The organism is Sphingomonas populi (genome assembly GCF_004208535.1).
Lineage (GTDB): Bacteria > Pseudomonadota > Alphaproteobacteria > Sphingomonadales > Sphingomonadaceae > Sphingomonas > Sphingomonas populi.
Window position 1 is genome coordinate 13,086 of record NZ_SGIS01000003.1, and the last position, 20,095, is coordinate 33,180.

19 protein-coding genes are annotated in these 20,095 nt (G+C 64.1%); 17 read left to right on the top strand and 2 right to left on the bottom strand.

Features of this window, described 5'->3' with window-relative positions; genetic code table 11:
* Window positions 1–20: 20 nt before the first annotated feature.
* Window positions 21–1,793 (bottom strand): cation:proton antiporter domain-containing protein, encoded by a 1,773-nt coding sequence (locus tag EWE75_RS02635; RefSeq protein ID WP_130155151.1) that lies wholly within the window; start codon window positions 1,791–1,793, stop codon window positions 21–23.
* A 113-nt stretch (window positions 1,794–1,906) separates the two neighbouring features.
* On the opposite strand from EWE75_RS02635, the gene EWE75_RS02640 reads away from it, so the two are divergent.
* A complete protein-coding gene (locus EWE75_RS02640; RefSeq protein WP_130155152.1) occupies window positions 1,907–2,569 on the top strand; it encodes a tetratricopeptide repeat protein in 663 nt (220 codons plus the stop codon).
* A gap of 9 nt (window positions 2,570–2,578) precedes the next feature.
* Here EWE75_RS02640 and EWE75_RS02645 read toward each other — a convergent pair whose 3' ends face one another.
* Window positions 2,579–3,805 carry an NADP-dependent isocitrate dehydrogenase gene (locus EWE75_RS02645; protein ID WP_130155153.1) on the bottom strand — a complete coding sequence of 409 codons (1,227 nt, stop codon included), beginning with the start codon at window positions 3,803–3,805 and terminating at the stop codon, window positions 2,579–2,581.
* A 125-nt stretch (window positions 3,806–3,930) separates the two neighbouring features.
* On the opposite strand from EWE75_RS02645, the gene EWE75_RS02650 reads away from it, so the two are divergent.
* The 16 genes from EWE75_RS02650 (at window position 3,931) to EWE75_RS02725 (ending at window position 20,095) form a co-directional block, all read left to right on the top strand.
* Window positions 3,931–4,653 (top strand): phosphatidylserine decarboxylase, encoded by a 723-nt coding sequence (locus EWE75_RS02650; RefSeq protein ID WP_130155154.1) that lies wholly within the window; start codon window positions 3,931–3,933, stop codon window positions 4,651–4,653.
* Window positions 4,654–4,680: 27 nt separating this feature from the next.
* Complete coding sequence (locus EWE75_RS02655; RefSeq protein ID WP_130155155.1) at window positions 4,681–5,493, top strand: CDP-alcohol phosphatidyltransferase family protein; 813 nt, start codon at window positions 4,681–4,683, stop codon at window positions 5,491–5,493.
* A 398-nt stretch (window positions 5,494–5,891) separates the two neighbouring features.
* Window positions 5,892–6,734, top strand: a complete 843-nt coding sequence (gene rpsB / locus EWE75_RS02660; RefSeq protein WP_130155156.1) for a 30S ribosomal protein S2 — start codon at window positions 5,892–5,894, stop codon at window positions 6,732–6,734.
* A gap of 85 nt (window positions 6,735–6,819) precedes the next feature.
* On the top strand, window positions 6,820–7,758 hold the full coding sequence (tsf, locus tag EWE75_RS02665; RefSeq protein ID WP_130155157.1) for a translation elongation factor Ts: 939 nt from the start codon (window positions 6,820–6,822) through the stop codon (window positions 7,756–7,758).
* Between the two features lie 207 nt (window positions 7,759–7,965).
* Window positions 7,966–8,637, top strand: coding sequence for a UMP kinase (gene pyrH / locus EWE75_RS02670; protein ID WP_427915763.1), 672 nt, complete (start codon window positions 7,966–7,968; stop codon window positions 8,635–8,637).
* A gap of 1 nt (window position 8,638) precedes the next feature.
* On the top strand, window positions 8,639–9,196 hold the full coding sequence (gene frr / locus EWE75_RS02675; protein ID WP_130155159.1) for a ribosome recycling factor: 558 nt from the start codon (window positions 8,639–8,641) through the stop codon (window positions 9,194–9,196).
* A 26-nt stretch (window positions 9,197–9,222) separates the two neighbouring features.
* Complete coding sequence (locus EWE75_RS02680; RefSeq protein WP_130155291.1) at window positions 9,223–9,933, top strand: isoprenyl transferase; 711 nt, start codon at window positions 9,223–9,225, stop codon at window positions 9,931–9,933.
* Complete coding sequence (locus tag EWE75_RS02685; protein ID WP_130155160.1) at window positions 9,930–10,724, top strand: phosphatidate cytidylyltransferase; 795 nt, start codon at window positions 9,930–9,932, stop codon at window positions 10,722–10,724. Before EWE75_RS02680 ends, EWE75_RS02685 begins: the two co-directional genes overlap by 4 nt.
* Window positions 10,724–11,881, top strand: a complete 1,158-nt coding sequence (gene dxr / locus EWE75_RS02690) for a 1-deoxy-D-xylulose-5-phosphate reductoisomerase (protein ID WP_130155161.1) — start codon at window positions 10,724–10,726, stop codon at window positions 11,879–11,881. Before EWE75_RS02685 ends, dxr begins: the two co-directional genes overlap by 1 nt.
* A complete protein-coding gene (gene rseP, locus EWE75_RS02695) occupies window positions 11,878–13,011 on the top strand; it encodes an RIP metalloprotease RseP (protein WP_130155162.1) in 1,134 nt (377 codons plus the stop codon). Before dxr ends, rseP begins: the two co-directional genes overlap by 4 nt.
* A 68-nt stretch (window positions 13,012–13,079) precedes the next feature.
* Window positions 13,080–15,887, top strand: coding sequence for an outer membrane protein assembly factor BamA (bamA, locus tag EWE75_RS02700; protein ID WP_427915761.1), 2,808 nt, complete (start codon window positions 13,080–13,082; stop codon window positions 15,885–15,887).
* Window positions 15,887–16,612: an OmpH family outer membrane protein gene (locus EWE75_RS02705; RefSeq protein WP_130155163.1), complete on the top strand. Its 726-nt coding sequence runs from the start codon at window positions 15,887–15,889 to the stop codon at window positions 16,610–16,612. Before bamA ends, EWE75_RS02705 begins: the two co-directional genes overlap by 1 nt.
* Before the next feature lie 10 nt (window positions 16,613–16,622).
* Window positions 16,623–17,099: a 3-hydroxyacyl-ACP dehydratase FabZ gene (fabZ, locus tag EWE75_RS02710; protein WP_130155164.1), complete on the top strand. Its 477-nt coding sequence runs from the start codon at window positions 16,623–16,625 to the stop codon at window positions 17,097–17,099.
* A gap of 7 nt (window positions 17,100–17,106) precedes the next feature.
* Complete coding sequence (locus EWE75_RS02715; RefSeq protein WP_130155165.1) at window positions 17,107–17,322, top strand: hypothetical protein; 216 nt, start codon at window positions 17,107–17,109, stop codon at window positions 17,320–17,322.
* Between the two features lie 81 nt (window positions 17,323–17,403).
* On the top strand, window positions 17,404–17,637 hold the full coding sequence (gene rpmE, locus EWE75_RS02720) for a 50S ribosomal protein L31 (protein ID WP_069205648.1): 234 nt from the start codon (window positions 17,404–17,406) through the stop codon (window positions 17,635–17,637).
* Between the two features lie 247 nt (window positions 17,638–17,884).
* Window positions 17,885–20,095 carry a sensor histidine kinase NtrY-like gene (locus tag EWE75_RS02725; protein ID WP_130155166.1) on the top strand — a complete coding sequence of 737 codons (2,211 nt, stop codon included), beginning with the start codon at window positions 17,885–17,887 and terminating at the stop codon, window positions 20,093–20,095.

Here is a 20,095-nt window from a genome sequence, read left to right on the forward strand (position 1 = left end):
GATGCAGGGGGAGTGAGGGATCATCCCTCGCTCACGCGCACCCGTTTGATCCGTGGCATCCGCTCCATATCGGCGGCCTGCTTGATTCCCTGACGCAGTTCGTCGCGCTTTTCGTGGATCGAAGCGATCACCGGGCCGACCGCCACGCCGAGATCGGTCAGCACCGCTTCCGAGAGCTGAAGCGAGCTTTCCAGCGTCTCAGGCACCGCATCGGTCACGCCCGCGCGGTACAACTCGGCGGCATGATCGACATCGCGCGCGCGGGCGATGATCGTCAGATCGGGCACCCAGCCGCGCACGCGCCGCGTAACCTGCACCGTCAGCACCGGATCGTCCATCGTCAGGATCAGTGCCTTGGCCCGTCCGAGGTTGAGGCGATCGACCAACTCGGGTCGCGACACGTCGCCGAAGATCAGCGGATAGCCTTCGCGCCGCGCCGCCGTAACCGTATCGATATCAGCCTCGACAGCGACATAGGGCTGGTTGTGTCTCGCGAGCATGTCCGCCACCATTCGGCCGACCCGCCCGAAGCCGATGATGACCGTGCCTGGCCCATCGCGCGGTATCATCAGGTCTGGCGTATCGTGGCCACCGCTGCGTTGTTCGATCTGCGCCGCCACGCGCCGCCCTGCCCAGGCGAGCAACGGGGTGATGGTGAGGCCGATCGCCGTGACGGTTTGCCAATAGGCGGCGGTGGACGGCGCGATCAGCGCCGCCTGCGCGGCGGTGCCGAGCACGATCAACGTCGTCTCCGACGGACTCGACATCAGCACGCCGGTTTCCGTGGCGATGCCCGATTTGACGCCGCCGAGCTTGAGCAAGGCGAACGTCACCACGGTCTTGACGACGATCACGCCGAGGATGCCGAGCAGCAGCGCGCCCCAATTGTCAGCGATCTGCCGCAGATCGAGGCTCATGCCGACGGTGAGCAGGAACACGCCGAGCGCCAGGCCCTTAAACGGCGCGGTCATCACCTCGACCTCGCTGTGATAGTCGGTCTCGGCGATCAGCAACCCGGCGAGCAGCGCACCGACAATGGGAGACAGACCCGCTGCAGCAGTGGCGAGGCTCGCCACGATCACGATCAGCAGTGACGCGGCCAGGAACAGTTCGGGGCTTTTGGTCCGCGCGGCCTGCGCGAACAGTTTCGGCAGGATGAATCGCCCACCCAGAAACATGACGGCCACGGTTATCAGCCCACGTCCGAGTACGCCGACGAACGCCCAGTCGCCGCCGGTCGCGTTTGGCGAGAAGGCGGCGAGCACGAAGATGATCGGCACCAGCGCGAGATCCTCGAACAGCAGCATCGCGAACGCGGAGCGACCCACCGCGCTGGTCGTGCCCGCGATCGGCAGCACGAGCGCGGTGGAGGACAGCGCCAGTGCGAAACCGAGGCCGATCGCGCCTGGCCATTCCTGCCCGAGCAGATGCAGCGCGGTTCCGATGATGAGGCCAGACCCGATCAGCTCTGCCGCACCGGTGCCGAACACTTGCGCCCGCATCGCCCAGAGCCGCCTGAACGACAGCTCCAGCCCGATCGAGAACAGCAACAGGATGATGCCGAATTCGGCGAACGGCTCGATCGAATGCGCGTCGGAAATGGTGATATAGTAGAGCCACGGGTAGCTCCCCACCAGTGATCCGAGACCAGCCGGACCGACCAGAACGCCGACCAGGATGAACCCGATCACCGGACTGATACGGAACCGAGCGAACGTCGGGATCACGAGACCCGCCGCCCCGAGGATGACGAGCGTATCGCTCAGTCCGTTATTGTCGAGCGCCAATGCCATGACTATCGTGTAGCCAACGCGGAAGGGGTTTGTCAGCCGCCGACTGACGTGAGGGGACGATTGTTGGCAACGATCATGCGTCTCGACCACCGGCGTTGGATGGGAGGGAAGTGATGGCCGCGTTCGCAACACTGATCGCTATGGCTCTTGTCGCGGCGGGGCCGTCCGACGCGCCGGAGGAGGCCAAGGTCGAACGGGCCGCTGGATTACTCCACAACGGCAAAGCCGGTGATGCTCTTGCGCTGCTCGAAACGGCACTGGCCGGTTTCGAGCGCCGTTACTCCAAGGAGAAACGGCGCATTTACTGCGCCCATGCGCCGACGGAAACGTTGTTCTATCTTGTCGGTGCGGCGAAGGATCGGCGCGACGCCGTCGCGATCGGGCCGGGATGGTGCGACGCTCTGTTCATGAAAGGGTACGTGTTGGTCGAGTTGGGTCGGGTAGCCGATGGCCGCCCCGTGCTGGAAAAGGCGGTGGCGATGGCGCCGGCCAACTCGCATTATCAGAACGAATTGGCTTTTAATTATCAGGCGACACGCGAATGGCCGCGCGCGCTCGAACTATACCGCAACGCCTATGACAGCGCGATGATCGGCGAAGCGAGTTCCCGCGTCCTCGAACAAAGCCGCGCGTTACGTGGTCAGGGCTATGTGCTCGTCGAACAAGGCAAATGGGATGAGGCGAAGGCCGTCTACGAAAAGGCCCTCGCGCTCGATCCGAACGATGCGAAAGCGAAGGGCGAGCTTGGCTATATTGCCGAGCATCGCCCCCGCTGACGCCTGATTTTACGCCGAGAGAACGTCGCCCATCTTGGCTTCGAGGTTGACACGAACCGCCTCGAAGAACTGCTCGGTGGTCATCCATGCCTGGTTGGGGCCGATCAGCAGCGCGAGATCCTTGGTCATCTTGCCGCTTTCGACGGTCTCGATGCAGACCTTCTCGAGCGTTTCGGCGAACTTGGTGACTTCGGGCGTGCCATCGAACTTGCCGCGATAGATCAGGCCGCGAGTCCATGCGAAGATCGACGCGATCGGGTTGGTCGAGGTTGCCTTGCCCTGCTCGTGCATGCGGAAGTGGCGCGTGACGGTGCCGTGCGCGGCCTCGGCCTCGACGGTCTTGCCGTCTGGCGTCAGCAGCACCGAGGTCATCAGGCCGAGCGAACCGAAGCCCTGCGCGACCTGATCCGACTGGACGTCGCCATCATAGTTCTTGCACGCCCAGACGAATTCGCCGCTCCACTTGAGCGCCGAGGCGACCATGTCGTCGATCAGGCGGTGCTCATAGGTGATGCCCGCTTCCTTGAACTTGTCCTTGAATTCGGTCTCGAAAACCTCGGCGAACAGATCCTTGAAGCGGCCGTCATAAGCCTTGAGGATGGTGTTCTTGGTCGAGAGGTACACCGGCCACTTGAGGTTGAGGCCATAGTGCATCGAGGCGCGCGCGAAATCGCGGATCGAATCGTCGAGGTTGTACATCGCCAGCGCGACGCCGGGCGACGGGAAATCGAACACTTCGCGGTCGATCTTCGTGCCATCTGCGCCGTCGAACACAAGGCGCAGCTTGCCGGGGCCGGGGACGAGGAAATCGGTCGCGCGATACTGGTCGCCGAAGGCGTGGCGGCCGACCACGATCGGCTTGGTCCAGCCCGGAATCAGGCGCGGCACGTTCGAGATCACGATCGGCTCGCGGAAGATCGTGCCGCCGAGGATGTTGCGGATCGTGCCGTTGGGCGATTTCCACATCTGCTTGAGGCCGAATTCCTCGACGCGCGCTTCGTCCGGGGTGATCGTCGCGCACTTCACGCCGACGCCGTATTTCTGGATCGCCTTGGCGCTGTCGATCGTGATCTGGTCGTTGGTCTCGTCGCGCTTCTCGACGCCGAGGTCGTAATATTCGAGATCGATGTCGAGATAGGGGAGGATGAGCCGCTCGCGAATCCACTGCCAGATGATCCGCGTCATTTCGTCGCCGTCGATCTCCACGACGGGCGTCTTCACCTTGATCTTCGCCATTGATGTCTCTCTTGTGCAGGAGGAGTTTGAGCCAGCGTCTAGGAGCAAGCCGGCGCGGGATCAACCACTGCGGGATGATGCGGCGGTGATTGTGTTGGCCGGCGCGGCGGCGTAGGTCTGCGGCCATGCCTTCTCTCGAAAAACCCGAAATCACCACCTACACCGTCAAATGGCGTTTCGCCGACATGCACCCCGAGGGGCGGAAATATGTGCTGATTGCGGCAGCGCTCACCTTCGCGATGTGGTTGTTGGTGCCGATCCTGACCTGGCCGATGATCGCGGTGACAGCGTGGGTCGCCTTGTTCTTTCGCGATCCCATCCGCGTAACCCCGCAGGCCGAAGGGCTGGTGATCGCGCCCGCCGACGGCCTCATCACGATGATCGAGCGCGTGTCGGTGCCGCGTGAGATCGCGGGGGAACTGGGCGAGTTGCCGCTGGTGCGCGTGTCGATCTTCATGTCGGTGTTCGACGTCCATATCAATCGCACGCCGATCGCGGGGACGATCCGCCAGGTCGTCTATATCTCCGGCAAGTTCCTCAACGCCGATCTCGACAAGGCGAGCGAGGAGAACGAGCGCCAGCATATCGTCGTCGAGGGCCGCGACGGCCGACGCATTGGTTTCACCCAGATCGCCGGACTGGTCGCACGACGGATCGTGCCGTTCGTCAAGACCGGCGACATGGTCGCGCGCGGGCAGCGGATCGGCCTGATTCGGTTCGGTAGCCGTGTCGATGTGTATCTGCCCGAGGATTGCGCCTGTCAGGTCGCGCTCGGCCAGCGCAGCATCGCCGGTGAGACGGTGCTTGGCCGCGTCGGCGGCATCGTCGCGACCGGAATTTCGCAGTGATCGTAACGGTCAGGGCAGTTCGTTAAAATGCGCCGCCCGCTCCGCCGCTCACGACGCGGCCTGCCGCTGCGCGCGGTCGCACCCAATGCCGTCACCGCTTTGGCCTTGTGCTTCGGGCTGACCGGCATCCGCTATGCGATCTCGTCGGATTGGGAAGCGGCGGTGACGATGATCATGATCGCCAGCGTCCTCGACGGACTCGACGGCACGGTGGCGCGGCTGGTGCGCGGCGAGAGCCGGTTCGGCGCGGAACTCGATTCGCTATCGGACGCGATTTCTTTCGGGGTATCGCCCGCAGTGATCCTCTATCTCTGGTCGCTCAAGGACGTGCCGCGTGTGGGCTGGCTGTGCGCGATGGTGTTCGCGGTGTTCTGCGCGTTGCGGCTCGCGCGTTTCAACGCCGCGATCGACCTGCGTGACCAGCCGCACAAATCCGCCGGCTTCTTGACCGGAGCGCCCGCGCCGGCCGGCGCGGCGCTGGCGATGTTGCCGATGTATCTCTGGTTCTGGACCGGGCAACCGTGGTTCCGCTCGCCGGCAATCGTGCTGCCCTGGGTCGCATTGATGGCGATCCTGATGGTTTCCAGCGTCGCGACATTTAGCTGGGGATCACTCAAACTCCGCGATCACATCCGTTTCGAGGCGATCGCGGTCGTCGTGCTGCTCGGGGCCGCGCTGATTTCAGCGCCGTGGCACACCTTGTCGGCCTTGTGCGTGTGCTATCTCGCCACGCTGCCGTTCAGCATCACCGCGTATCGGCGTGTCAGGCGGCTTCGCGAAACGACGCCGGCCGGACCCGCTGTGCCGATTGCACTCGAACCCGCACGCGGCGATCACTGACCACACAATACGGATCGGACGCCGCGATCTCGACTTCACCGCGCAGCAGTGCGGTGATCCGCGGCAGCGCCGGGACGAGCGTGAAAGCGAAAACCCAGATGGCCGCCGTGAACGCCGCGGCGAAGACCATGCAATCGAGAACTGCGACCATTGCTCAACTTCCTGTTTACGCGCGAAGTCGAAGATCAGAAAGCTTCGGGCCCCGGCGATGTTCCATGTACCGCTGATAGACATGGTATGTTCCACCTTTGTACCATTCGTCAAGCTTGATTTTCGCGGAAAGCTCGGCTAACGGGTCCGCCTTCACACCGCATGGGAAGCACACATAGCCGGTGTCCACGGGGTATCCCCGACGGATCACACGCTTCCCAGAGGCACAACCGGAAAGGAACTATCCTATGGCGGCACCTGTCGTCTCCATGCAGCAATTGCTCGAAACGGGCGCGCACTTCGGCCACCAGACCCACCGCTGGAACCCGAAGATGAAGCCTTACATCTTTGGCGACCGTAACGGCGTCCACATCCTCGATCTTTCGCAGACCGTGCCGCTGCTCGCGCGCGCACTCGAGTTCATCAGCGCGTCGACCGCCGCTGGCGGCAAGGTGCTGTTCGTCGGCACCAAGCGCCAGGCGCAGGAGCCGGTCGCGGACGCAGCCCGTCGCGCTGGCCAGCATTTCGTCAACCATCGCTGGCTGGGCGGCATGCTCACCAACTGGAAGACGATCTCGAACTCGATCAAGCGCATGAAGGCGCTCGAAGAGCAGCTTTCGGGCGACACGCACGGCCTCACCAAGAAGGAAGTGCTCCAGCTCACCCGCGAGAAGGACAAGCTCGAACTGTCGCTCGGCGGCATCCGCGACATGGGCGGCATTCCCGACGTGATGTTCGTGATCGACGCGAACAAGGAAGAGCTGGCGATCAAGGAGGCCAACACGCTCGGCATCCCGGTCGTGGCGATCCTCGATTCGAACGTCTCGCCTGACGGCATCGCCTTCCCGGTTCCGGCGAACGATGACGCGAGCCGCGCCATCCGCCTGTACTGCGAAGCCGTGGCGATCGCCGCGACGCGTGGCGGCCATGAGCAGGCTACCCGCCGCGGCACCGATTTCGGCGCGATGGAGCAGCCGCCGGTCGAGGAAGCGCTGACCGTCGAGACGCCGGCCGCTGAGCCGGGCGACGTTCCGCCGGTCGCGGCCGAAGTCGAGATGGCTGTCGAGTCCGAGCGCCAGCTCGACGCCTGAGCGTCGTTGAACTGACATATGGGCGGGGTAGGGCGCAGCTCTTCCCCGTCCTTACCCATATCTGCAAAGCCAAGAGGAAATCGACATGGCAGAGATCACAGCCGCTGCGGTGAAAGACCTGCGCGAGAAGAGCGGCGCGGGCATGATGGATTGCAAGAAGGCGCTCACCGAAGCTGCCGGCGATACGGATGCTGCGATGGATTGGCTTCGCGCCAAGGGCCTCGCCGCCGCCGCCAAGAAATCGAGCCGCACCGCTGCCGAGGGTCTCGTCGGCGTCGAAGTGTCGGGCACCAAGGGCGCCGCAGTCGAGGTGAACTCGGAAACCGATTTCGTCGCGAAGAACGTCCAGTTCCAGACGTTCGTGCGCGATGTCGTCTCGGTTGCTCTCGAAATGGGCGACGATATCGATACGATCAAGGCGACCTCGCTCGGCGAAAAGACCGTCGAGGAGACTTTGGTCACCAACATCGCGACGATCGGCGAGAACCAGACGATCCGTCGCGCCAAGCGCCTCGAAGTATCGGCCGGCGCAGTCGTTCCCTATATTCACAACGCGCAGGCGCCCGGCCTCGGCAAGATCGCCGTGCTGGTCGCGCTGGAAAGCGAAGCGGGCGCGGATGTGCTCGAGCCGCTCGGCAAGCAGATCGCGATGCACATCGCCGCTGCTTTCCCGCTGGCGCTGAACGCCGACGGGATCGATCCTGCCATCGTCGAGCGTGAAGCCGCGATCGCCAAGGAAAAGAACGCCGACAAGATCGCGGGCAAGCCGCCCGAGGTCGCCGAGAAGATCATTCGCGGGCCTGTCGACAAGTTCCTGCGCGAGAACGCGTTGCTCACGCAGGCGTTCGTGATGGACGGCAAGACGCCGGTTCAGGACGTCATCGCCGCCGCCGCCAAGACGGCGGGCACGGCAATCGTGCTCAAGGACTATGTCCGCTTCCAGCTCGGCGAAGGCATCGAGAAGGAAGTCAGCGACTTCGCGGCCGAAGTCGCCGCTGCCTCGGGCGTTCCCGCCAAGGTGTAAGCCTCTGCACCGCCCGCCGCCGATTGCGGCGGCGGGCGGCGTTTATCGTCTGCACGGTTTGACGATATGTTCAGCGTGGTTTCCGCGCTTCCAATCGCGGAGGGCCACGACTAAGGTCCGCCCCGCACCCGCCACTCAGCATGATGGACTCCCGTGAGCGATCCTAAGTTCAAGCGCATCTTGTTGAAATTGTCGGGCGAAGTCCTGATGGGCGAGGGTGGGCTGGCGATCGACCCCGCCGTGACCGCTCGCGTTGCCGGCGAGATCGCCGATGCCCGCGCCGCCGGATATGAGTTGTGCGTCGTCGTTGGTGGCGGCAACATCTTCCGTGGTTTGTCCGCTGCGGCCAAAGGCATCGAGCGCGCGACCGCCGATTATATGGGCATGCTCGCGACCGTGATGAACGCGCTCGCGGTCCAGAATGCCCTGGAGCAGATCGGCGTCGATACGCGTGTGCAGTCGGCGATCCCGATGCAGTCGGTATGCGAACCCTTCATCCGCCGCCGCGCCGAGCGTCATCTCGAAAAGGGCCGTGTGGTGATCTTCGCCGCCGGCGTCGGCAGCCCGTTCTTCACGACGGATAGCGGCGCTGCCTTGCGCGCGGCTGAAATGAAGTGCGACGCGTTGTTCAAGGGCACTTCGGTGGATGGCGTCTATGATGCCGACCCGAAGAAGGTGCCGACCGCAAAGCGTTTCGAAACCGTCGCTTACAGCACGGTTCTTGCGCAGGATCTCAAGGTTATGGACGCCAGCGCCATCGCTTTGTGCCGCGACAACAATATTCCGATCGTCGTGTTCAACATCCGAGAGCATGGCAATCTCGCCGCCGTGCTGCGTGGCGAGGGCGTTTCGACGGTCGTTCAGGCCCAAGGAGAATAACATGGCAGCCTATGACAAGGCCGATCTGGAACGCCGCATGGCGGGCAGCGTTGAAGCGCTCAAGAGCGATCTCGGCGGCTTGCGCACCGGTCGCGCGTCGATCTCGCTGCTCGATCCTGTCACGGTCGAAGTATACGGCTCGCACATGCCGCTCAACACGATCGCGACCGTCTCGGTGCCCGAGCCGCGCATGATCTCGGTGCAGGTGTGGGACAAGAGCAACGTCGGCCCGGCCGATAAGGCGATTCGCTCCGCTGGCCTCGGCCTCAACCCGATCGTCGATGGCACCACGTTGCGCTTGCCGATCCCCGACCTGACCGAAGACCGTCGCAAGGAACTCGCCAAGCTCGCCGGCAAATATGCCGAGGGCGCGCGCATCGCTGCGCGCAACGTGCGTCGTGACGGCATGGACAGTCTCAAGGTCGACGAGAAGAAGGGCGTCATCTCCGAGGACGAGCGCAAGCGCCTCGAAACCGAGGTGCAGAAGCTGACCGATGCGACGATCGCCGATATCGATGCGGCGGCGACGGCAAAGGAAAAGGAAATCCTCGGCAAGTGAGCACCCGGCCTGCCCCGGTTGCACGGATGGCCGCAGGCGGAGCGGTGCCCCGCCATGTCGCGATCATCATGGACGGCAATGGCCGCTGGGCCAAGAAGCGCTTTCTGCCGCGCGTTGCCGGCCACAAGGCGGGCATCGATGCGGTGCGTCGGGTAACGCGCGCCGCGCGTTCGATGGGGATCGACGCGCTCACGCTGTATGCCTTCTCGTCCGAGAACTGGCGGCGGCCCGAGGACGAGATCAGCGACCTGATGACGCTGATGCGCGTCTTCATCCGCTCAGATCTCGACGAATTGGTGCGCGAGAATGTGCGGCTGCGGGTGATCGGCGATTATCGTCGCTTCTCGTCCGATCTGGTCGTGATGGTCGATGACGCGATCGCGCGGACCGCCTCGAATACCGGCCCGATCCTCGCGGTTGCGCTCAATTACGGTTCGCAGGCCGAACTCGCCGACGTCGCGCGTCGTCTCGCCGAGCGTGCGATGCGGGGCGATCTCGATCCCGCCACGATCGACGCCGGGCTGATCGAGTCGCAACTCGACACCTATGATCTGCCGCCGCTCGATCTGTTGATCCGCACCTCGGGCGAGGTGCGGCTGTCCAACTTCCTGCTGTGGCAGGCGGCCTATGCCGAACTGCTGTTCACCGAAACCTTGTGGCCAGATTTCGACGGTGACGCTCTGGCCGATGCGGTCGCGATCTTCGGCCAGCGGCAACGCCGGTTCGGGGGCCTGTGAACGAGGCCAAGGCGCCTAAGCGGCCTTCCGAACTGGCGCTGCGTACGATCGTCGGTATCGCGCTGATTGCGGTCGCATTGGGAGCGATCGTCGCTGGTGACATCGTGTTCTGGCTGGTGTGCGTAACACTTGGGCTGCTTATGATGGCCGAATGGGCCGATCTTCAGGCCACGCCCGCCACTACCAAACGTCTGGCGCAACTCGCGCTGTTCGTGCCCTTGTCGGTGATGGCGCCGATCATGGCCGGACCGAGTTTCTTCACGCTTGGCCTGCTGGCGGGAGCGGGGTTCTTCATCGTCATCGTCACACAGCGGCCGATGCTGGCGGCGGGTGCGATCTATGTCGGGTTGCCGACGCTCGCGCTGCTGGTGATCCGCGAACAGAAGGAAGGCATCGTCTTCACGCTCTGGGTGCTGGCGTTGGTGTGGGCGTGCGATATCGGCGCGTATGCGGCCGGCCGGTTGATCGGCGGGCCGAAGCTCGCACCTGCGATCAGCCCCAACAAGACCTGGGCGGGATTGCTTGGTGGGATGGCGATGGCGGCGATCTTCGGCGCGTTCCTCCACGCCATGTACGGCTTGCCACTGCGACTCACGCTCGCCACGCCGTTCCTCGCGGTGATCGCGCAGGGCGGCGATCTCTACGAAAGCTGGCTCAAACGCCGTGCCGGCGTGAAGGACAGCGGCAATATTTTTCCCGGCCACGGCGGCGTGCTAGACCGGCTCGACGGGCTGGTGCCCGTGGCGCCGGTCGCGGCGTTTCTGGTCATTTTGCCGAGATTTTATTTCTGATGAAGACGATTACGATTCTCGGTGCGACGGGCTCCGTCGGTCGCTCGACGCTGGATCTGGTCGAACGTGAGCCGGACGCGTTCCAGGTGCTCGCGCTGACCGCACACCGCGACGTAACCAAGCTGGCCGAGGCCGCGATCCGCACCAAGGCCAAGCGCGCCGTGGTCGCGGACGAAGCGTGCTTGGGTGCGCTGCGGGATGCGCTGGCCGGCACCGGCATCGCGGCTGCAGGCGGCGCGCAGGCCGTACATGATACGGCCGAGCTTGGCGCGGACCTGACAATGGGCGCGATCGTCGGCTGCGCTGGACTGGAGCCGGTGCTGGCTGCGATCGATCAGGGGCGCACCGTCATCATCGCCAACAAGGAGCCGCTCGTCTCGGCGGGCGACGTGGTGCTGGCGGCAGCGGCGAAGAGCGGCGCGACGCTGCTGCCCGCCGATTCCGAGCACAATGCGATCTTCCAGTGTTTCGACGTGGCGCGACCTGGCCGCGTGCGGCGCATTATCCTCACGGCCAGCGGCGGACCGTTCCGCGACTGGTCGCTGGACCAGATGCGGGGCGTAAGCGTCGAGCAAGCTGTCGCGCACCCCAATTGGTCGATGGGCGCGAAGATATCGGTCGATTCGGCGACGATGATGAACAAGGGCCTCGAACTGATCGAGGCTGCGCGGCTCTTCCCGGTGCCGCATGACGCGATCGAGATCATCCTGCACCGCCAGTCGGTGATCCATTCGATGGTCGAATATGTCGATGGCTCGACGCTGGCGCAACTCGGCCCGCCCGACATGCGTGTGCCGATCGCAAGCTGTCTCGCCTGGCCCGACCGGATGGCGACGCCGATGGCACCGCTCGATCTCGTCAAGATCGGCCGGCTCGATTTCGAAGCGCCGAACTCGGTACGCTTCCCGGCGCTTCGGCTCGCGCGTGAAGCGCTCGATGCGGGTGGTGCGCGCCCGGCGATCCTCAACGCCGCCAACGAAATCGCGGTCGCCGCGTTTCTCGACAGGCGGATCGGCTTCCTCGAAATTGCCGCAATCGTCGAAGATACCCTAACCCGCTACGATCCGCCCGCGCCGGGGGCACTCGCCGACGTTCTCGCCGTCGACGCAGAGGCGCGGGTGATCGCGCGTGAGCGAGTGAAGGATTGCGTTGCGTGACCCACAGCCCCGGCTTCCTGCTGACCGTGCTCGCGTTCGCGCTGGTGATCGGCCCGCTCATTTTCCTGCATGAGATGGGGCATTATCTCGCCGGGCGGCTGTTCGGCGTGAAGATCGACGCTTTCTCGATCGGCTTCGGACAGGAAGTGTTCGGCTTTACTGACAAGCGTGGCACGCGCTGGAAATTCTCGTGGATGCCGCTCGGCGGCTATGTGAAGTTCGCTGGCGACATGAACGCCGCGAGCCAGCCCGGCGCCGACTGGCTGATGCTGCCGCCGGAAGAGCGCGCGAAGACGTTGCAAGCGCGGCCCGTTTGGCAGCGCGCGATTGTGGTGGCGGCCGGGCCGATCGCCAATTTCATCGTCGCGATCGTGATCCTCGGCGGGTTTGCGCTGACATATGGTGTGGATGCCACGCCTTCGGTAATCGGCATCGTCGCGCCGAAGAGTGCGGCGGCAAGCGCCGGTCTCAAGACGGGTGACCGCATCACCAGCCTTGGCGGGCGCGGCGTCACCACCTTCGCCGATCTCGCGCAATACACCGTGCTTCGCCCCGACGAACGGGTGAGCGTCCGCTTCGAACGCGATGGCCAACCGCTCAGCCGCGACGTGACGATCGGCGCGCTGGTGCAGCGTGACGCGTTCGGCAACGAATTCCGCAAGGGCCTGCTCGGCATCGGCCCGGTCAAGCCGGTGCTTCGGCCGGTCAGCCTGATCGAAGCACCGTTCGCCGGAGCGAAGATGACCGGGGAAATCCTGCGCAGCACGCTTGATGGGCTAGGCCAGATCCTCACCGGGCGCCGCTCGGTCGACGAACTTGGCGGGCCACTGCGCATCGCCAAGGTGTCGGGCGAGCAGCTTTCGCTCGGCGCACCCGCGCTGATCTGGATGATCGCGGTGATTTCGATTAATCTGGGATTCATCAACCTCTTGCCAGTCCCGGTGCTCGATGGTGGCCACCTGTTCTTTTACGCTATAGAGGCGATACGGCGGAGGCCGGTGCCGCTTCACGTACAGGAATGGGCGTTTCGCGGCGGGCTTGCGGCGATGCTGGCGTTGATGTTGATGGTGACGTTCAACGATCTGGGATCGTTTGGGCTCTGGAAAAACCTCACCGGCTTGATCGGCTGACGAAGGTGAGGCAGGGCGGGTCCGCGGTGTTGCGATCCGCGAGTATTTTCTCCGATTTGGGGTGGGAAGTGACAGCGATCAAGGTTTCGACGTTCGGAAAGCATGCGCTCGTCACGCTTCTGGCGGGTACGGTGCTTTCCACGATGCCGAGCGCGGCCGACGCCCAAGGTGGCATGCGCGGCGGTGGTGGGCACCGCGGCGGCGGTCAACGCGGTGAAGGCCCGCGCGGCGCTGCGCAGCCGATCCCAATGCCGCCAGCGCCGACCACCGGCGCGGCCGTGGTCGTCAGCGATCCCAACGCCAAGAAGATCCTGACGCTTCGCGTCGAGGGATCGCAGCGTATCGAGCCTGAGACGGTGCTCTCGTACACGCGGCTGCGCGTCGGCATCGCCTATAACAACGAACTGCTCGATCAGGCGATCAAGGATCTGCTGGCGAGCGATCTGTTCGCCGACGTGTCGATCAGCGGCGTCGAGAGCGGCAATATCGTGCTGCGCGTGCGCGAGAACCCGATCATCAACCGCGTGATTCTGGAGGGCAACAAGCGCCTGAAGGAAGACAAGATCACCAAGGAGATCAAGCTCAAGCCGCGCCAGATCTTCACGCGCACCGCCGTCCGGCAGGACGTGGCGCGCATCGTCGAACTGTATCGCCGGCAGGGCCGATTCGCCGCCGCGATCGAGCCGAAGATGGTCACGCTCGACCAGAATCGCGTCGATATCATCTTCGAAATCAACGAGGGTCCGAAGTCCAAGGTCCGTCAGATCAACATTCTCGGCAACGAGGTGTTTTCGGACAAGGCGCTGCGTGGCCAGATGGCGACCAAGGAAGCGCGGCTGACGACTCTGCTTAGCTCGAACACGAGCTACGATCAGGATCGCCTCGCCTACGACCAGCAGAAGATGCGTCAGTTCTATCTGACCAACGGCTATGCCGATTTCCGTGTCACCTCCGCCGTCGCCGAGCTGACGCCCGACAAGAAGGACTTCATCATCACGTATGTGGTGGAGGAAGGGAAACGCTACAAGTTCGGCGACGTGACGGTCGATAGCGACATTCGCGACTTCGACGGCAAGAAGGTCGCCGCCGGCCTGTCGATCAAGAAGGGCGACTGGTACGACGCCAAGAAGGTCGAGGATACGGTCGACAGCCTGAACCAGTCGGCTGGTCTCGTCGGCTATGCGTTCGCGGATACGAACCCCGAGTTCAACCGTGACAAGGACACGCTGACGATGGGGATCAATTTCCACATCGCAGAAGCCAAGCGCAGCTACGTCGAGCAGATCAACGTCACCGGCAACACCCAGACGCAGGACAAGGTGATCCGGCGCGAAATCCGTCTCGCCGAGGGCGATGCGTTCAACAGCTTCCAGGTCAAGCGCTCGCAGGACCGCATCAACTCGCTCGGCTACTTCCAGGACAAGTTCGAGATCAAGCAGAGCCAGGGCTCGGCGCCCGATCGGGTCGTGCTCGATGCCAATGTCGAGGAGAAATCGACCGGCGAGCTATCGCTGTCGGTCGGCTATTCGAGCCTCGAGAATTTCATCATTCAGGCATCGATCACGCAGCGCAACTTCCGCGGCAAGGGGCAGGAGCTGCGCGCGAGCGTCAACTACTCAAGCTATTCGAAGTCGGTCAATCTCGGCTTCACCGAGCCGTATTTGTTCAACAAGAACATCGCCATCGGTGGCGACCTTTTCCGGCGCGATTACAACGCATTCAATTTTAGCGGCAGCGATCGTCAGACGACCTACACACAAGTCTCGACCGGCTTCCAGATCCGTGCGGGCGTGCCGCTCACCGAATATTGGTCGCTCGCGGGGCGCTACGGCCTTACCTACGATCAGGTCGGACTGAATGGGCAGTATTTCAACTCCGACGGCAGTTGTAACGTTCTCGCCGCCGGCAGCTATCTGTGTCAGGCCATCGGCAATCGCTGGACCTCGTCGGTCGGATATTCGCTGATCTTCGATTCGCTCAACAGCCGGTTGCGCCCGACGGCAGGGCAGAAGTTCAGCCTCAGCCAGGATTTTGCAGGGCTGGGCGGCGACGTCCGCTACGTCCGCACGCGCGTCGATGCGACCAAGTACAAAAACCTCGGTGCCGGCTTTATCGGCTCGTTGCACGTCGAGGGCGGCTATATCTTCTCGCTCGAAGGCAAGAAGCCAGCCGGCGTCGACAAAATCCGTATCACCGACCGCTTCTATCTCGGTGAGCCGGACTTCCCCGGCTTCGACATCCGCGGCGTCGGCCCGCGCGTAACGCGCACGCCGTACACCACCGATGCGACGGGCAAGCAGATCCTCGTCACCGACAAGAACAGCATCGTCGACGACGCGCTGGGCGGCAACAAATACTATGTCGGCCGGCTCGAAGTGCAGATTCCGCTGGGGTCGGGCGCGCGTGAACTCGGTCTGCGGCCGTCAATCTACGTTCAGGCGGGTGCCTTGTGGGGCGTGACCAAGCCGGTCGCGACGGCAAGCTTCCCGACCACGATCGATCCGGTTACGGGCCGCGCCACGGTGCAGCCGCAGGTCACGCCGGTTTTGGACAGCACAAGCGGCAAGCCGCTATTCGCCGTGCCAGCCACCGATGGCGCCAATGCGGGGTTGCAGACGATCTGCGCGGTCGGCTATTCAGCGAGCGCGACCACGCCCTGCGTCGGCTCGTCGGTGAACACCGCCGTGACCAGCACCACCGCGCCGTTCCTCGAACAGTTCCTGGGCAATTCGGGGGCGCCGCGAATCTCGGTCGGCGCGGGCGTGAACTGGAACTCGCCGTTCGGGCCGCTCCGAATCGATATCGCCTACGCCTTGAAGAAGGTGAAGGGCGACGACACCAAGCTTGTGACATTCAACGTAGGGACACAATTCTGATGAACACGTTCAAGAAGCTCCTGATCGGCGGCGCGATCGTCGTTCCGGCCGCGTTCGCAGCCAGCGCGGCCACCGCGCAGGTTTCCGGCATCGCGTTCTCCGACCCGGAATCGGTCATCCTCAGCGCCAAGGCGCTCGATGCCGCCAACCAGACGATCGCGAGCACCTACAAGGCGCAGCTCGATCAGGCGCGCGCACGTCAGCAGACGCTCGACACCGAGTTGCAGACGCTGATCGCCCCGCTCGACACCAACAAGGACAAGCAGCTTTCCGACGCCGAAGTCCAGGCCGCCCAGGCTGCCAAGAACCCGGCGCTTGCGAAGCTCGAAGCCGCACAGAAGGCCGGCCAGCAGGAAGTCAGCCGTTTGCGCCAGCCGGCGACGCTCGCTCAGGCCTATGCGATCGAGCAGATCGCGATGAAGTATGATCCCGCGATGAAGGCCGTGGTCGCCGCCAAGAAGGTGAGCCTGCTGCTTTCGGCCGGCGCGATCCAGTATAATGCGCCCGAGGCCGATCTGACCGACGAGATCAAGGCAGAACTCGATCGCCAGACCCCGTCGGTGTCGGTGACGCCGCCCGCCAACTGGCAGCCAAGCCAGCAGACCGGTCAGCTCTTCCAGCGCTATCAGCAGCTCGTCTATTACAGCGCGATGCAGCGCCAGCAGGGCGCGGCTGCCGCACCGGGCGCTCCCGCCCCGGCCAAGAACGCGCCGCAGGGTCGCTGATCGCCTCGCGATGACGGATCAAGCAGAAGTCCGCAGCACTGGCCCGTTCGATATCGCACGGGTCATGGCGGCGCTCCCGCATCGCTATCCGATGCTGTTGGTCGACCGTGTCGAGGAGATCATCCTCGACCGGTCGATCACGGCGATCAAGGCGGTGACGATCAACGAGAGCTTCTTTCAGGGGCATTTCCCCGGTCGTCCGATTATGCCGGGCGTGCTGATCGTCGAGGCGCTGGCGCAGGCCGCCGGCGTACTGGCGGTCGAGAGTCTCGGCCTCGCCGGCTCGGGCAAGCTCGTCTATTTCATGGCGATCGACGGCGCGAAGTTCCGTAAGCCGGTCGAGCCGGGCGTATTGCTCAAGCTCGAGGTCGAGTTCGTCCAGAAGCGCAGCAGCGTCTGCAAATTCGCGGGCCGGGCCACGATCGACGGGCAACTTGCGGCAGAAGCGAACTTCACCGCGATGATCGCCGATCCGCCCAAGGCATAGCGCGGTTTTGGACGCGCTGACCTGGTTCGGGCTGCTCGCGCTGTCCTTCACGCTCGTCTGCTACGCACTGGAAAGCCGATCGCATTGGTGGACGCTTGGCTTTGCGGCTGGCTGCGTGCTTGGGTCAATCTACGGATTTCTCCAAGGGGCGTGGCCGTTCGGCTTGGTCGAGGCGATCTGGGCGGTGGTGGCGCTACGGCGGTGGCTTTCGCTACGCACCTGAGTTGCACTCCCGCTAAGGCTCTGATAGGGGCCGCGCCTTCGCCGCTGGTCGGAAACCAGTGGCTTTCACCGGAGATTTGACGTGAAGAGCAACATCCACCCCGATTACCACATGATCAAGATCCAGATGACCGACGGCACCACGTTCGAGACGCGCTCGACCTGGGGCAAGGAAGGCGATCTGATGCAGCTTGAAATCGATCCGCTCGCACACCCGGCCTGGACCGGCGGCAAGGGCCAGATGCTCGACGCGGGTGGCCAGGTTGCACGCTTCAACAAGCGTTTCGGCGGCATTTCGCTCTCCGGCAAAAAGTAAGCGTTCGGTCGGCGGTCGCGACGCGGCAACGCGTCGCGCGATCGCCGCCGAATTCGAACACGCGGTTGCCGAGGGCGCCGCTGCGGCCGTTCGCAACCGATCTCTTCTACGGAGATTGGTAGCGAGCGGTTTTCGCATGTCCGGCTAAGGGATGCGCCCCAGCGCGACGGCGGGGCGGGGCGTGGATCGGCTGACATGAACGATTAGTGTGTTTTCTTTGCAACTGCGACGTTGTAAGGAAAGCACGATGGTGTTGCGCTTAACCCCGAGTTCCAGTCACCGTGCGTTTCGGTTTCCCGAATTCGCCGTCGCGATCGAACTGGCTGCGCTCGGTATAACGTTCGCGACCGCCATCGCGACCTATTCCGTCGTCCGTACACACGCGCTCGCCGAACAGATGGTGCCGCCCGCGCTGAGCGCGTTCCTGCTGCTTGCCAATTTGCTTCCGCTCGTCGCGATCATCATTCTGGTCGGGCGACGCATTGCCCGCCACCGCGCTCAGCGTTCTGCGGTCGCAGGGGGTGGCCAGCTTCACGTCCGGCTCGTGGCGATCTTCTCGTTGCTGGCCAGCATCCCGATCGTTTTGACCGTGATTGCCGCTTCGTTCATGTTCCAGTCCGGTATCGAATTCTGGGTGTCGGACCGGGCGCGCAGCTCGTTCGAAGCCTCGATGAACATGGTCCGCGATTCGCAGCGCGAGATCATCACGCGCTGGTCGAACGAAGGCCGTGTGATGGCGGCGGATATCGCCAGCGAGTCCGCGCAAATTCCGGTCGGCTCGCCGCGCTTTCCCGCATTCCTGCAATATCAGACATACCAGCGCAGTCTCAGCCAGGCCGCAGTGTTCCGGTACACGCCAACCACAGGAATCGAGCCGATCACGGTGGTGGCGGTGCCCGATCTCGCCGTTCTCGCCAAGCGTGCGGACCCCAAGATCCTCAATATCGTCAAGCGCCAGAACCGGGCCTATGTCGATCTCGCCAAGGATATGGTGTGGGTCGTCACGGCGTTGCCTGCATCCGACAATCTGTATTTGTACGTCGGCACCGGCACGAACGCGGACTTCCTCAACCAGCAGCATGTCGCGGCCGAGGACGTGCTCAAGGATTATCGCGGCACCCAGTCGCGCGCGCGCGCTCTGCAACTCCAGTTCAATGCGGCGCTGTTCGCGGTGGCGCTGCTGATCGTCGGTGTGGCGGTGTGGATCGCGCTCGCCGTGGCCGACCGGCTGGTACGGCCGATCGATGAATTGGTCGGCGCGGCGCGCTTGATCGCCGATGGTGACCTTACCGCGCGCGTTCCCGAACGCGAGGAGCGCGACGAGGTTGGCACGCTCGCCAATGCGTTCAACCAGATGACGAGCCGCTTGCAGGCGCAGACCAGCGCGCTCGAAAGCCGCCGCGCGCTGATCGAGGCGGTGATGTCCGGCGTGACGGCCGGCGTCATCTCGATCGCGCATGACGGCACGATCCGGCTCATCAACCGCTCGGCGGCGACGTTGCTCAAGACCGGCGACGACAATCTCGTCGGCAAGCCGCTGTCGCTGGTCTCACCCGAGCTCGGTGCCTTGATCGAGAGCGAGGATCGCGAGGCGATCGTCGAAGTCGAGTCGACCGGCGAGGCAAAGACGCTCGCGGTGAAGATCACGCGCGCGGGCGAGGGGCCGATCCTGACCTTCGACGACATCACCGGCCAGTTGCTCGATCAGCGCCGCGCCGCCTGGTCCGACGTGGCGCGCCGTATCGCCCACGAGATCAAGAACCCGCTTACCCCGATCCAGCTCGCCGCCGAACGGCTCCAGCGCCGCTACGGCAAGCAGATCCCCGCCGACGACGGTACGTTCGCGCGGCTGACCGAAACGATCATCCGCCAGGTCGGCGATCTCCGGCGGATGGTCGATGAATTCTCATCGTTCGCGCGCATGCCCAAGCCGGTGTTCCGCAGCGAATCGCTCCTAGAGGTCGCCCGGCACACGTTGTTCCTGCACGAAGTCGCGCATCCCGCGATCCGCTTCGTGCTGCAATATGACGAGCCCGGCCCGCTGCTGGTGTGCGACCGCCGCCAGATCGGCCAGGCGCTCACCAACATCATCAAGAACGCGGTCGAGGCGATCGAGGCCAAGGGCGACAGCGAGGGCGGGGCGGTCTCGATGACACTCTCGCAGGAAGCCGATGCCGCGACCATCGTCGTTCGCGACAGCGGCATCGGTTTGCCCGCCGCGCGCGACCGTATCGTCGAACCCTATGTGACGACACGCGCGCGCGGGACCGGCCTTGGCCTCGCCATCGTCAAGAAGATCGTCGAGGAGCATTTCGGCACGATCAGTTTCACCGACAATGAAGGCGGCGGCACCTGCGTGACGATCCGCTTCGATACCGTGGCGCTTGCCGCACTGGACGCCGGTGAGGCTCCCGCCTCCGAAACCCGCGCGGCCGACTATAACCAGAACCGGACCTGA

Coding starts and splice junctions, on each gene's coding strand:
- EWE75_RS02635 (WP_130155151.1), bottom strand. CDS start 1,793: ATGGCATTGGCGCTCGACAATAACGGACTGAGCGATACGCTCGTCATC.
- EWE75_RS02640 (WP_130155152.1), top strand. CDS start 1,907: ATGGCCGCGTTCGCAACACTGATCGCTATGGCTCTTGTCGCGGCGGGG.
- EWE75_RS02645 (WP_130155153.1), bottom strand. CDS start 3,805: ATGGCGAAGATCAAGGTGAAGACGCCCGTCGTGGAGATCGACGGCGAC.
- EWE75_RS02650 (WP_130155154.1), top strand. CDS start 3,931: ATGCCTTCTCTCGAAAAACCCGAAATCACCACCTACACCGTCAAATGG.
- EWE75_RS02655 (WP_130155155.1), top strand. CDS start 4,681: ATGCGCCGCCCGCTCCGCCGCTCACGACGCGGCCTGCCGCTGCGCGCG.
- rpsB (WP_130155156.1), top strand. CDS start 5,892: ATGGCGGCACCTGTCGTCTCCATGCAGCAATTGCTCGAAACGGGCGCG.
- tsf (WP_130155157.1), top strand. CDS start 6,820: ATGGCAGAGATCACAGCCGCTGCGGTGAAAGACCTGCGCGAGAAGAGC.
- pyrH (WP_427915763.1), top strand. CDS start 7,966: ATGGGCGAGGGTGGGCTGGCGATCGACCCCGCCGTGACCGCTCGCGTT.
- frr (WP_130155159.1), top strand. CDS start 8,639: ATGGCAGCCTATGACAAGGCCGATCTGGAACGCCGCATGGCGGGCAGC.
- EWE75_RS02680 (WP_130155291.1), top strand. CDS start 9,223: ATGGCCGCAGGCGGAGCGGTGCCCCGCCATGTCGCGATCATCATGGAC.
- dxr (WP_130155161.1), top strand. CDS start 10,724: ATGAAGACGATTACGATTCTCGGTGCGACGGGCTCCGTCGGTCGCTCG.
- EWE75_RS02705 (WP_130155163.1), top strand. CDS start 15,887: ATGAACACGTTCAAGAAGCTCCTGATCGGCGGCGCGATCGTCGTTCCG.
- fabZ (WP_130155164.1), top strand. CDS start 16,623: ATGACGGATCAAGCAGAAGTCCGCAGCACTGGCCCGTTCGATATCGCA.
- EWE75_RS02725 (WP_130155166.1), top strand. CDS start 17,885: ATGGTGTTGCGCTTAACCCCGAGTTCCAGTCACCGTGCGTTTCGGTTT.